Here is a 13604-nt window from a genome sequence, read left to right on the forward strand (position 1 = left end):
ATAGTAAGTCCGTACGGTTCTGAGTTGCTGCATATTGCTATTTTAAGTCAATATACGGTATGTATGAGACGCTTACGTTTGTTCCACTTTTTGCAACTGTTTTATGCCGGATAATTCTTCATCATCAGCGGTGATTTTTTTCATGATCGCGCCAGGCACAACGGTGTAATGCAGAGCGGGAAAGACGGGGGGACTAATCAGTCTGACAGACAAGGTGTGATCAGGGAACACAGACAGCAAGATCCGTGTTCCCGATGCGGGAACAGACGCGCGTCGCGTTAAATCGCTTCTTCGTCTTCTTCGCCGGTACGGATACGCACCACGCGGGAAACATCGAAGACAAAGATTTTACCGTCGCCAATTTTGCCGGTATGCGCGGTCTTCATAATGGTTTCCACGCAGGTATCGACAATGCTGTCCTCGACAACAATCTCGATTTTGACTTTTGGCAGAAAGTCGACCATATACTCCGCGCCGCGATACAGCTCGGTGTGGCCCTTCTGACGGCCAAAGCCTTTTACTTCCGTTACCGTCATCCCGGTAATGCCGACTTCGGCCAGTGCTTCACGCACGTCATCGAGTTTGAACGGCTTGATAATCGCATCAATCTTTTTCATGACAGACCCTTTTTCTCCCCCTCCGCGCCCGGACGGGTAATATTCAGTATACGTGCTCTGGACAGATAGCGAAGTGCGGCCTGTCTCAACTCGCTGGCTAAACTATCATAATTGCCGGGGAAAACGGCAATAAAAACTACTCTTTAAAATCGGTGGCATCCAGTTCATGACGCGACAGTAATTTATAAAATTCTGTGCGGTTGCGCCCCGCCAGACGTGCGGCGTTGGTCACATTGCCTTTCGTCATCTGCAGCAGTTTACGCAAGTAGTTAATTTCAAACTGATTACGGGCTTCGACAAAGGTCGGCAGCGCGGTATTTTCCCCTTCCAGCGCCTGCTCCACCAGCGCATCGTTAATCACGGGCGATGACGTCAGCGCCACGCACTGTTCAATCACATTCACCAGCTGACGCACATTGCCCGGCCAGCTGGCGGCCATCAGGCGTTTCATCGCATCCGTGGAGAAACTGCGCACCTGCGGTTTATGGCGATCGGCCGCCTGGCGCAGCAGATGGTTCGCCAGTAACGGAATATCTTCCGCCCGTTCGTGCAACGCCGGAATACGCAGATTCACCACATTCAGCCGGTAGAACAGATCTTCGCGGAACTCTTTCTTCTCCATCGCTTTCGGCAGGTCACGATGCGTCGCGGAGATAATGCGCACATCAATATCCAGGTCACGGTTACTGCCCAGCGGGCGCACTTTGCGCTCCTGCAATACGCGCAGCAGTTTGACCTGCAGCGCCTGCGGCATATCGCCGATTTCATCGAGAAACAGCGTGCCGCCCTGCGCCGCCTGGAACAACCCTTCGCGCGCGCTGACAGCACCGGTAAACGCCCCTTTGGCGTGACCAAACAGCTCTGATTCCAGCAGCTGCTCCGGCAATGCGCCGCAGTTAATGGCAATAAATGCCTTCCCGGCGCGTGGGCTGGCAGCATGAATCGCCTGCGCCAGCACTTCTTTGCCGGTGCCGCTCTGCCCGTTGATCAGTACGCTGACATCCGACTGCGCCACCATGCGTGCCTGCTCCAGCAGTCGCAGCATCAGCGGGCTACGCGTCACAATGCTGTCACGCCAGCTGTCGTCCGTGGCAGGTGCGCTGTGCGCCAGCGCTTCGGCAATCGCTTTGTATAACGCGTCACGGTCCACCGGTTTGGTCAGAAAGCTGAACACGCCCTGCTGCGTCGCGGCTACCGCTTCGGGAATGGAACCATGCGCGGTCAGAATGATGACCGGCATCCCAGGATGCAGTTTCTGGATTTCACTGAACAGCGCCAGTCCGTCCATCTCATCCATACGCAGGTCGCTGATCACCAGTTCCACTTTCTCTTTTGCCAGCTGGCGCAGCGCTTCCGGGCCGCTTTCAGCGGTGCTGACCTGAAAACCTTCACTGCTCAGACGCATCCCCAGCAGCTTCAGCAGGCTGGGATCGTCATCCACCAGCAGTAAACGGGCTGATTTGGCCTGCATCATGGATTGGCGTCCTCTGTGGTGTCTGGTGATCCCTCTGCGGCAGCGGGTGTTTTACTGTTACCGTGCTGGCCGTTATCGGAAACATCCGGTGATTTACGCGAGGAAAGCTGGCGTTCGATATCGGTCAGATTTTCCAGTTTACGCCGGGTATCGGCCAGTTCGCGCGTCAGCAGACGCTGACGTTCACGCAGCGCATCCAGCTGATTGTCGCTGCTCTCCTGCAGCTGGGCATAGCGCGTACGTTCCTGTGATAGCTGCAGTTCTGCCATCTGGTTATCGCGCCACAGCTGCAGCAACGGGCGAACAGGTGCCGGATAATCAAACACAAAACCGTCGATACGCGTCATATACTGACGGCGCTCGACAGGCGTCACATTGCCATTGTTGAGCAAAATGCCCTGTTTGAGGGTGTTCTGCCAGTTTTCAGCGGGCCACTGACGCGCCTCTGCACGGGCTTCAGCCGCAGACAGGCGCGTAGCGCAATCCATGGCACGCAGCCAATACAGGGGACTGGTCAGGCTGCTGTCGTCTTCCAGTTGCCAGATTTGTTCGCAGCTTACCGCCGGGTAGTTGATGATTTTAAGTTCCGGCTCCAGCATCAGTGCGTTTTGCCTGCTGCCCGCAGACGCCTGGTGCACAGAGTGACTGCAGGCAGCCAGCAACAGCGGTAACAGGGTGACCGCAATCCTGCCAGATAAGGCGGAGAGAAAAGGACGTTTCATTGGCTTATTCTTTCCCGGCGTTTAAATTCAGTTCAATACGGAAGCAGACATCGGCATCGTCTGCCGCCACCAGGTGAAGCTCACCCTGCATTCGCCGTATACAATCTTTCGCAATACTCAGTCCCAGACCACTGCCTTTTACCGCACCTTTGCGTTGTAAACTTCCCTGGAAGAAAGGCTCAAATATCATTGCCTGTTCTTCGGCCGGGATCGGCGTGCCGGTGTTCGCCACTTCAATAAAAATACGCTCTCCATGGGCATAACTGCGCAGCCAGATGTTACCGGATTCGCCACCGTAGTGCACCGCGTTCGAGTAGAGATTGTCGATCACACGCATCAATAGTGTGGGCTCGGCGCGGCAACTTGTCACCTGCAGATCGATGTCGGTATGTATCAGCCGCGCGCGCGCCGCCAGGCTATGGGACGACACCACCAGCTCAACAATCTGGTCGAGGGCGACCGCTTCCAGCTCTGTTGGGATATCCGCCAGTTTGCGGTTGTAATCAAGCAGCTGTTCAATCAGTTTCTGCAGATGGCGGCTGCTGTGGTCGAGAATACTGACCACTTCCTGCTGATCAGCCGTCAGCGGTCCCACCACCTGATCGGCCAGTAATTCAGTCCCTTCACGCATACTGGCCAGCGGCGTTTTCAGCTCATGGGAGATATGGCGTAAAAATTCATGGCGCTGCGATTCCAGCCACGCCAGGCGTTCACTGAGCCAGATGATGCGCTGCGCCAGCGCCCGGATTTCGCGTGGACCTTTAAACAGCGCGCTGCTGCCGAGCGGCCGTCCTTCACCAAGGCGGTTAATCATCTGCTCCACGCCCTTTACCGGGCCGATAATCATGCGGGTAAACAGCAGCACCAGCGCAAGGCTGACAAGGAACAGAATCAGCGCCTGCCAGCCAAAATACTGACCGCGCTCGGCGATTTCACGCTGCAGCTGCAGGCCGCGAGAAAACACCACCTCACGCGTGGCCTGCACCATTTGTGCATTCGCATTGGCAAAGCTTTCGAGGTTTTCTGCCCCGGCTTTCAGCGGACTGCCATTCTGGCAGTGGATCTGGGCAAGCTCAGTCAGAAACTGGCGCAGGCTGCGGTAGTAGCGCACATCCGGCAGCGCAGGTGCGTGGGCATCAAGCATTTGTGAGTAGCGGGCATGCTGTGTCTGATACAGACGAGCCAGCATCGGGTCATCCAGCACGCAATACTGACGGTAGCTGCGTTCCAGTTCCAGCGCAGTCCGCGCCATCGCTTCGCTGCGCCGGACATCAGTCAGTGTGGTGCGGTTCGTGTCCGCCGCGCGATCGCTCAGCGCCGACAGGCTTTCCCATGCCTGCCAGGCCAGCACCAGCAGCGGCAACAGCACCAGCAGAAACGCCATTAAGACCAGTTGCCGCAACGAACGCGGAAAGAGACGCCATTTTTTCACAACGTTATTCCCTGTATTCAATCTGTTGATGATGCTAGCCGAGTGTGGCGCGGGAAGAAAGTACGGTGTGCGGAAAGAAAAACGGCAGGCTCAATGAGCCTGCCGTGATGTCACGATGATACTGCGTCATCGTCACTGAATAGGTGGTGCCTAACTCAACGTTGCGTCCGATGCTTGATAAAGTCACAAAGTGAACTGTTATCGATGGGGTGGACGGCAGGCACCGTATTGTGCGTCATTCGAAGTTTTATGAAGCGCTTGTCCGCTTGCGCAGGGCTGTCATAACAGGGTGAATGAGCCACTGCACAGAGTATAGCAAGTTGTATGCCATTGTTGAAGAGGAAATATCAACTGCATGTTTTCACAAGAGAAAATAAAAAATGCATGGCATCAGTGGCGTCACTATTTTTACCGTCTGGTTTGAAAAAGTGTCGCCAAATGGAAACCGGGGTAAGACTTTTCGCAGGGTGTGATAAAAATCAATAAGTTAAATGTCTCCTTTTGGAGACACTCAAGGCACAGCGTTGTCGCAGATTTACGACAGCAGGAACGCTGCCTGAAGAGAATCACTGAAGAGTCCCCTCCCCCATGCAATGGGGGAGGGAATCGGCTATCTTACCCCAGCTGCTTACGCGCGTTACGGAACAGACGCATCCACGGGCTGTCCTCGCCCCACTCGGCCGGATGCCAGGAGTTGCTGACAGTACGGAAGACACGCTCCGGGTGCGGCATCATAATGGTCACGCGACCGCTTTCGTTAGAGACCGCCGTAATACCATTCGGTGAACCGTTCGGGTTCGCCGGGTACTGCTGCGTCACATTGCCAAAGTTGTCAACGAAACGCATCGCCACCAGTCCCTGCGACTCCAGCCCTGCCAGATGCGCATCATCACGCACTTCAACAAAACCTTCGCCGTGAGAAACCGCGATTGGCATCCGTGAACCCACCATGCCATCAAACAGCAGTGACGGGCTGGCAGCCACTTCCACCAGGCTAAAGCGTGCTTCAAAACGCTCAGACTGGTTACGCACAAAGCGCGGCCAGTTTTCGCTGCCCGGGATCAGTTCGCGCAGGTTGGACATCATCTGGCAACCGTTGCACACTCCCAGCGCCAGCGTCTGTGGACGGTGGAAGAAGGTTTCGAACTCATCACGCACGCGGCTGTTGAACAGAATGGATTTCGCCCAGCCTTCACCCGCGCCCAGCACGTCACCGTAGGAGAAGCCACCGCAGGCGACCAGCGCCTGGACATCTTCCAGACCACGACGGCCAGCCAGCAGGTCACTCATATGCACATCAACGGCGTCAAAGCCGGCACGATGCCAGGCCGCGGCCATCTCAACGTGGGAGTTCACGCCCTGCTCACGCAGAACCGCCACTTTCGGCCATGCACCAGTGGCAATAAATGACGCCGCGACATCGTCTTCCGGTTTGAAGGTCAGCTTAACGTTCAGACCCGGATCGTTGTCATTTTTCTTCGCTTCGTGTTCCTGATCGGCGCACTGCGGGTTATCACGCAGGCGCTGCATCTGCCAGGTGGTCTCTGCCCACCAGGTACGCAGCGTGGTACGGCTTTCGCTGTATACTGCGCTGTCACCGGCGCGGATCACAAAGCGATCGCCACTCTGTGCCTGGCCGAGGTAGTGTACGCAACCCGCCAGACCGTTCGCCGCCAGCACCTGCTCAACCTGAGCACGATCCTGTGCCGCAACCTGGATCACCGCACCCAGCTCTTCGTTAAACAGAGCAGCCAGATGATCGCTGCCCAGCGCGGCGATATCCACGTCCACACCACAGTGACCGGTAAAGGCCATTTCCGCCAGCGTCACCAGCAGACCACCGTCGGAACGGTCGTGGTACGCCAGCAGTTTGTCATCCGCAACCAGCGTCTGAATGGCGTTAAAGAAGCCCGCCAGCTGCTGTGCATCGCGTACGTCAGCCGGCTTGTCGCCCAGCTGGCGATAAACCTGCGACAGCGCCGTCGCGCCCAGCGCATTGTGGCCGTTACCGAGGTCAATCAGCAGCAGCGCATTGTCCTGCTGCGCCTGCAATTGTGGCGTCACGGTGCGGCGCACATCTTCCACACGGGCAAACGCCGTAATCACCAGTGACAGCGGCGACGTCATTTCGCGTTGTTCACTGCCCTGCTGCCAGCGGGTTTTCATCGACATGGAGTCTTTACCCACCGGAATGGTGATACCCAGCGCCGGACACAGCTCTTCGCCCACTGCTTTCACCGCCGCGTACAGACCGGCGTCTTCACCAGGGTGACCTGCCGCCGCCATCCAGTTAGCGGAGAGTTTAATGCGTTTCAGTGAACCAATTTGTGTTGCTGCGATGTTGGTCAGCGCTTCGCCGACCGCCAGACGACCGGAAGCGGCGAAATCCAGCAGCGCCACTGGTGCACGTTCGCCCAGCGCCATCGCTTCACCGTGGTAGCTGTCGAGGCTGGCGGTGGTCACCGCACAGTTAGCGACCGGGATCTGCCATGGTCCCACCATCTGATCGCGCGCCACCATACCGGTCACGCTGCGGTCACCAATGGTAACGAGGAAGGTTTTTTCCGCCACAGTCGGCAGATGCAGTACACGCTGTACCGCATCAGCAACGGTAATCTCATCGCGCACCAGCGCTTCGCCCTGCGCCTGCAGGCTGGCGACATCGCGCGTCATTTTCGGCGTTTTGCCCAGCAGCACGTCGAGTGGCATATCAATAGGTTTATTGTCGAAATGACTGTCAGACAGCGTCAGATGCTGCTCTTCGGTCGCTTCGCCAATCACCGCATACGGTGCACGCTCACGCTGGCACAGGGTGTCGAACAGCGCCAGTTTCTCTGGTGCTACTGCCAGAACATAGCGTTCCTGCGATTCGTTACACCACACTTCCAGCGGACTCATGCCTGGCTCATCGCTGAGGATATCGCGCAGGTTAAAACGACCGCCACGGCCGCCATCGCTGACCAGCTCCGGCATGGCGTTAGACAGGCCACCAGCGCCAACGTCATGGATAAACAGAATCGGGTTGTCTTCACCCAGTTGCCAGCAGCGGTCAATCACTTCCTGGCAACGGCGTTCCATTTCCGGGTTATCGCGCTGTACTGAAGCGAAATCAAGATCGGCATCAGACTGGCCGGACGCCATTGAAGAAGCCGCACCACCGCCCAGACCGATATTCATCGCCGGGCCACCCAGCACAATCAGTTTGGCGCCAACGGTGATTTCGCCTTTCTGCACATGGTCTGCGCGAATGTTACCGATACCGCCCGCCAGCATAATCGGCTTGTGGTAGCCGCGCAGTTCAACGCCATTGTGGCTGTTCACGCGCTCTTCATAAGTACGGAAGTAGCCATTCAGCGCCGGACGGCCGAATTCGTTGTTGAACGCCGCGCCGCCCAGCGGGCCTTCGGTCATGATATCCAGCGCAGTAACGATACGCTCTGGTTTACCGAAATCCTCTTCCCACGGCTGTTCAAAGCCAGGAATACGCAGGTTAGAAACCGAGAAGCCCACCAGACCCGCTTTCGGCTTCGCGCCACGTCCGGTCGCACCTTCGTCACGGATTTCACCGCCAGAACCGGTCGCCGCACCCGGCCATGGTGAAATCGCCGTTGGGTGGTTATGGGTTTCCACCTTCATCAGAATATGCGCGTCTTCCTGGTGGTAGTCGTACACACCTTTTTCCGCATCGGCAAAGAAACGGCCAATAGTCGAACCTTCCATGACCGCGGCGTTATCTTTGTAAGCAGAGAGCACATGGTCCGGCGTCTGTTCGAAGGTGTTTTTGATCATTTTGAACAGCGACTTCGGCTGTTGCTGACCATCAATAATCCAGTCGGCGTTGAAAATCTTATGGCGACAGTGCTCAGAGTTTGCCTGGGCAAACATATACAGCTCGATGTCGTTCGGGTTGCGCCCCAGTTTTTCAAACGCCGCCAGCAGGTAATCAATTTCATCTTCCGCCAGCGCCAGGCCCAGTTTCTGGTTAGCCTGCTCCAGCGCGCTGCGTCCTGCACCCAGCACATCAACGCTGCTCAGCGGCTGCGGCTGGTGATGAGCAAACAGCTGCTGCACCTGCTCCAGTTCACTGAACACCGTCTCCATCATACGGTCATGCAGCAGGGCTGCCAGCTGCGTCCACTGTGCATCGCTCAGCTGCGGCGCCTGCACGTAAAACGCCAGACCGCGCTCCAGGCGCAGTACCTGTGGTAAATCGCAGTTATGCGCGATATCGGTCGCTTTAGAAGACCACGGAGAAATGGTGCCCGGACGGGGCGTAACCAGCAGCAGACGACCTTGCGGTGCATGCTCAGCGAGAGAGGGGCCGTATTTCAGCAGGCGCTGAAGGCGGGCTTTTTCGTCAGCGTTTAGCGGCGCGCTGACATCAGCAAAATGGACGTACTCGGCGTAAATATCACTCACTGGCAGGTGAGCGTCCTGAAAGCGGGTCAGCAGTTTGTTAACACGAAATGCCGACAGAGCGGGCGAACCACGCAGAATTTCCATCATTAAAGATCTCTCGTCTTCGAAGCGCCGGAGGACGCTTCTTTGGGCGCAACAGGGGAAAACGGGCGCTATTATAGAGAATCCTGCCTGCCAACGAAACCGTTTGCGCATAATTTCTGGAAGAGTTATTGCACACCGGAATTGGCTGAAAGTTGCACAAAAACTGCTGAATAAGTTGCGGCGCGACGCTTTGTTGAGCAAAATGCCCCTCGCTCTGGGATATCTACCAAAACTAATACTGCCGAAAGAGACAGAAGCCTGCGGGCAACCGAGAGATAACTATTTGAAACGCCTAAAAATTAATTATCTGCTGATCGGGCTGATCACAGTGCTGCTCGCGCTGGCACTGTGGCCCTCGATCCCCTGGTACGGGGGATCGGAAGATCGCATCGCACAGATAAAATCGCGGGGCGTGTTACGTATCAGCACCATAAACTCCCCGCTCACGTACTACACCATCAATGACGCACCAGCCGGTATGGACTACGAGCTGGCGAAGCGCTTCGCCGATTATCTGGGTGTCAAACTGGAAGTGACCGTGCGCCCAAACCTCAGCGACCTGTTTGATGATCTCGATGACGACAAGGCGGATATCCTTGCCGCCGGGCTGATTTATAACAGTGAACGACTGGCACGCTTCCGCACCGGCCCGACGTACTACTCTGTGTCACAGCAGCTGGTTTACCGCATCGGCAAAGCCCGGCCGAAGAGCCTCGGTAATTTGCAGGGCCGCCTGACAGTGGCCTCCGGTTCGGCTTATTTGTCGACGCTGCGTAATGCGAAGCAGAATCAGTATCCGGATCTCGACTGGGCGATCTCGACCGACCAGGCGCCAAAAGCGCTGCTGGAAGCGGTGGCGGATGGCAAACTGGAGTACACCGTTGGTGACTCAGTGACCATTGGCCTGCTGCAGCGCATCTATCCGCAGCTGGCGGTCGCCTTCGATATTACCGAGGAAGAACCGGTTACCTGGTATATTCCGCGTGAGGAAGATGACAGCCTCAACGCTGCGATGCTCGATTTCTTTAGTCAGATGAGTGAAGAAGGCAGCATGGCGCGACTGGAGGAGAAGTATCTCGGCCATGTCGGCACCTTTGACTACGTGGATACCCGCACCTTCCTGCGCGCCATCGACGAAACCCTGCCGGACATTCAGCCACTGTTTGAGCACTATGCCAGCGCTATCGACTGGCGTCTGCTGGCGGCAATCTCATATCAGGAGTCGCACTGGAATCCACAGGCCACCTCACCGACGGGCGTTCGCGGTCTGATGATGCTGACGCGCAACACTGCCGACAGTCTGGATGTTGATGACCGGCTTGACCCGGAACAGAGCATTCGCGGTGGCAGCGAATATTTACAGCGCATGATGGAAAAAGTGCCTGCCACGGTGCTGGAAGATGAGCGTATCTGGTTTGCGCTGGCGGCATACAATATGGGGTACGCCCATATGCTGGATGCGCGCAAGCTGACAGAGAAGCAGAAAGGCAATCCGGACAGCTGGGCCGATGTGAAAATTCGCCTGCCGATGCTGAGCCAGAAACGCTATTACAACCAGACCACTTACGGCTACGCGCGCGGGCATGAAGCTTACTCTTATGTGGAAAATATCCGTAAGTACCAGTTAAGTCTGGTGGGCTATCTGCAGGAGAAAGAGAAACGCATCGCGCAGCAGTCGGCGCTGGAAGCGGAACTGGGCAAAGGTTATCCGGCTGTCGCGCCGGAAATCGCGATGAACTAAGCGGTGATGGTGTCAGCTTCCCGCCGCAGAGATAAGCTGGCGGCGGGACATCGCTGAGCGAGGGAGTCAGGGTTGTGCGGCTTTGCGTTCTGCCTTTTTCTGCACGCGGCGCTGGCGGAAAAACTCACTCAGCATGGCGGCACACTCCGTCGCCAGCACCCCTTCACTGATGGCAATACGGTGATTCATCCCCGGATGGCCAAGCACATCCAGCAGCGAGCCTGCCGCCCCGGTTTTCTCATCACGCGCCCCAAACACCAGGCGTCCGATACGGCTATGTACCATCGCCCCGGCGCACATCGTGCACGGCTCCAGCGTGACATACAGGGTCGCGTCAATCAGACGGTAGTTTTCCAGCACTTTTCCGCCCTGGCGCAGAGCCATAATTTCGGCATGCGCCGTCGGATCATGGTGGCCAATCGGCCGGTTCCAGCCTTCGCCAATCACCCGGTCGCCCAGCACCAGCACCGCGCCCACTGGCACTTCCCCCTCATCCCAGGCACGCTGCGCGAGGGTTAAGGCCTGACGCATCCAGTATTCATCGTTGTTGTGGCTCACCTGAGTCTCCAGTGGGGAAAAGCGCAGCATTATACATAAAACAATATGGAGACTAAGCAAACCTTTACCCTGCCGCCGGGTTATTCCAGCTGCTGCAGCTGCCCGGTCGGCGTGACGCGCCAGCGATGCTGGCAGAAGAACAGCAGCGGGTTATCCTGCTTGCTGTCACTGTAGCCACTGTAGAGCTGCAACGGCGTGCCCAGTTGATCTTCCAGCTGCGCCACCTTTTCATGCCCCAGACAACGCATAGCCAGCACACGTCCGCCGCAGCCACGCACCATCTGACTGGCGATCAGCTGCACCCGCGGCAGAAAAGCGGAATCATAGTACACCTGCTCGACCAGTGACTGTGGCGAACCGGTAATCAGCCAGACATCAGCATCGTTGCTGCTCAGATACTCGGTCAGACGCTGCTGCACCACCGGGAAAGCGGTGACCCGCTGACGGAACCACAGGGCAAATGCCTCTTCACGCTGGCGCAGACGGGCTTCACTGTGACCAAAGGTGATCGCCCACAGCAGCAGGCTCATCGGCCAGCGCGCGGCACGCCCTTTAATCAGCAGCCCCAGGCCAACTACCGGCAACAATGGCGTCACCAGCAACAGGTTAAGCGGTTGCCGCCACAACAAATAACGCATAAACGTACCAAACATATCCTGCTGATGCAGCGTGCCATCCAAATCGAAAAACACCACGCGCTTTTCTGAACCCTTAGTCAACGATCACTCCTGCGGATACCGCTCTGCTCTGATTATTACCCCTGAATCACAGGCATTGCCGTAAATCGGCAAGCCGGATGATGGCGGGTATACTAACAAGTGTAGTCATAACTGTGACATACCCTGCGCCGCCACACTGGTTACATTTTGTACAACCGTGCATTTTTACCCGTTTTAGTCATGGATCGCATTACCGGGCACGATAAACTACGTTATTAATAACAGGGTGTTGCATCAACAAGAGGAAAACAGAATGAGTTCTCTGCTACGCATTCGCCAGCTTTATCCCAGGCTGGCGTTAAATGAGCGTCGACTGGCGGATTACTTGCTGTCGCAGCCGGATCGCGCACGCCACCTCAGCTCACAAAAACTGGCTGAAGAGTCTGGTGTCAGCCAGTCCAGCGTGGTGAAGTTCGCGCAGAAGCTGGGCTATAAAGGTTTTCCGGCGCTGAAGCTGGCGCTCAGCGAATCTCTCACCGATAAAGATGCAATTACCGTGCACAACCAGATTTTAAGCGACGACCCGCTCAAAGTGGTTGGCGAGAAGCTGTTTACCGAGAAGCAATCCGCCATCCGCGCCACGCTGGATATTAACAGCGAAGAGAAACTGCTGGAGACGCTGCGCCTGCTAAAATCCGCGCGCCGCATTATCCTTGTCGGCATTGGCGCTTCCGGACTGGTGGCGAAAGACTTCTCCTGGAAGCTGATGAAGATAGGTATCAGTGCCGTCGCCGAGCAGGATATGCACGCGCTGCTGGCCAGCGTGCAGGCGATGGGCGAAGGTGACCTGTTACTGGCGGTTTCCTACACCGGCGAACGGCGTGAAATCAATCTCGCCGCGCAGGAAGCCCGTCGTGCAGGGGCAGGGGTACTGGCATTTACCGGCTTTACACCGAATACTCTGCAACAGTGCGCCAGTCACTGCCTGTACACCGTCGCGGAAGAGCAGAGCACACGCAGTGCGGCTATCTCGTCAACCACCGCCCAGCTGGCGCTGACTGACCTGCTGTTTATGGCGCTGGTGCAGAACGATCCGGAGCGCGCATCCAGCCATATCCGCCACAGCGAAGCGCTGGTGAAAAAGCTGGTCTGATGAGACTGGCGGCGTATAATAGCCGCGCAATTTTTCCGTTATTGATTGAGAAGGTTATGGCACTGCTGATCACCAAAAAATGTATCAACTGCGACATGTTAAACACATCGGTTTTTTTACCATATATAACAGTAGATTAAAATACTGTGTTGCGGTTTGCGTTACTATCGGCAGTCGGTATTTCATCTTTTATCCTCCACCAGCAACACAAATATGAGCCATAGTGGAAAGACTTAGGCTAACTAATGATGCTCAAAATAACCCTTAAGGTATAGATAATGGATGAAGTAGATTTAGCTCAGGAACGCGAAGAAGCACATATCTCAGCTTCATTGTCAGCACGCAAACCGCGCTTAACGAGCCCTGATGGCAAGTGCATATGGTGTAAGGATGAGCCGGCAGTCACTGATACAGCGTTCTGTTCTGCTGAGTGTGGTGAAGACCATGGTAAGTATGAGCGGGAAAAGAAGCAGCGCATTACTGGCGAGTAGAGATTGGAAGAGACTTTTTTGTAAAGATCCACAAGATTTTGCCGATTTTGTATTCATATCACGCAACCTGCGCCAGATAGGTGCGTTCTTAAATTACAGGGAATTTTAAGAGAAATGATATGTCTACACATGATGTTTATGTATACACTGGTGATGTACATCGAGATGGCTACTTAGGGAAGGTGCGATTTAATCGTCAATTATGAGAACATAACTCTTTCTTTGACATAGACTTTTCACGATGCCCGCTCTTG

The 13604-nt window shown here is 55.9% G+C and carries 10 protein-coding genes; 3 read left to right on the forward strand and 7 right to left on the reverse strand.

The window, feature by feature from the left end; translation table 11 throughout:
• Window positions 1-278: 278 nt before the first annotated feature.
• From glnB to purL, 5 genes are all read right to left on the reverse strand, one after another.
• The gene (gene glnB, locus ACSZO1_RS18490; RefSeq protein ID WP_437615241.1) at window positions 279-617 is read right to left on the reverse strand and encodes a nitrogen regulatory protein P-II; all 339 of its coding nucleotides are present in this window, start codon (window positions 615-617) and stop codon (window positions 279-281) included.
• 136 nt (window positions 618-753) lie between these two features.
• Window positions 754-2088, reverse strand: a complete 1335-nt coding sequence (glrR, locus tag ACSZO1_RS18495; RefSeq protein WP_437615259.1) for a two-component system response regulator GlrR — start codon at window positions 2086-2088, stop codon at window positions 754-756.
• The gene (gene qseG / locus ACSZO1_RS18500; RefSeq protein ID WP_437615243.1) at window positions 2088-2813 is read right to left on the reverse strand and encodes a two-component system QseEF-associated lipoprotein QseG; all 726 of its coding nucleotides are present in this window, start codon (window positions 2811-2813) and stop codon (window positions 2088-2090) included. Before qseG ends, glrR begins: the two co-directional genes overlap by 1 nt.
• Window positions 2814-2817: 4 nt before the next feature.
• Complete coding sequence (locus ACSZO1_RS18505; RefSeq protein ID WP_437615245.1) at window positions 2818-4245, reverse strand: sensor histidine kinase; 1428 nt, start codon at window positions 4243-4245, stop codon at window positions 2818-2820.
• 615 nt (window positions 4246-4860) lie between these two features.
• A complete protein-coding gene (gene purL / locus ACSZO1_RS18510; protein WP_437615247.1) occupies window positions 4861-8751 on the reverse strand; it encodes a phosphoribosylformylglycinamidine synthase in 3891 nt (1296 codons plus the stop codon).
• 280 nt (window positions 8752-9031) lie between these two features.
• Here purL and mltF point away from each other — a divergent pair, with 280 nt between their 5' ends.
• Window positions 9032-10489 carry a membrane-bound lytic murein transglycosylase MltF gene (mltF, locus tag ACSZO1_RS18515; protein WP_437615249.1) on the forward strand — a complete coding sequence of 486 codons (1458 nt, stop codon included), beginning with the start codon at window positions 9032-9034 and terminating at the stop codon, window positions 10487-10489.
• Between the two features lie 66 nt (window positions 10490-10555).
• Here the strand turns inward: mltF and tadA are convergent, their stop codons facing one another.
• Together tadA and yfhb are read right to left on the reverse strand one after the other, a co-directional pair.
• Window positions 10556-11077 carry a tRNA adenosine(34) deaminase TadA gene (gene tadA / locus ACSZO1_RS18520; protein WP_437615251.1) on the reverse strand — a complete coding sequence of 174 codons (522 nt, stop codon included), beginning with the start codon at window positions 11075-11077 and terminating at the stop codon, window positions 10556-10558.
• A gap of 50 nt (window positions 11078-11127) precedes the next feature.
• Window positions 11128-11766 (reverse strand): phosphatidylglycerophosphatase C, encoded by a 639-nt coding sequence (gene yfhb / locus ACSZO1_RS18525; protein WP_437615253.1) that lies wholly within the window; start codon window positions 11764-11766, stop codon window positions 11128-11130.
• 253 nt (window positions 11767-12019) lie between these two features.
• Between yfhb and ACSZO1_RS18530 the strand changes: the two genes are divergently transcribed.
• The gene (locus tag ACSZO1_RS18530; protein ID WP_437615255.1) at window positions 12020-12859 is read left to right on the forward strand and encodes a MurR/RpiR family transcriptional regulator; all 840 of its coding nucleotides are present in this window, start codon (window positions 12020-12022) and stop codon (window positions 12857-12859) included.
• A gap of 278 nt (window positions 12860-13137) precedes the next feature.
• Window positions 13138-13350, forward strand: coding sequence for a hypothetical protein (locus ACSZO1_RS18535; protein ID WP_437615257.1), 213 nt, complete (start codon window positions 13138-13140; stop codon window positions 13348-13350).
• The last annotated feature ends 254 nt before the right edge of the window (window positions 13351-13604 follow it).

Origin of the sequence: Erwinia sp. V71 (assembly GCF_965644245.1) — a bacterium.
In the GTDB taxonomy this organism is placed as follows: Bacteria; Pseudomonadota; Gammaproteobacteria; order Enterobacterales; family Enterobacteriaceae; genus Erwinia.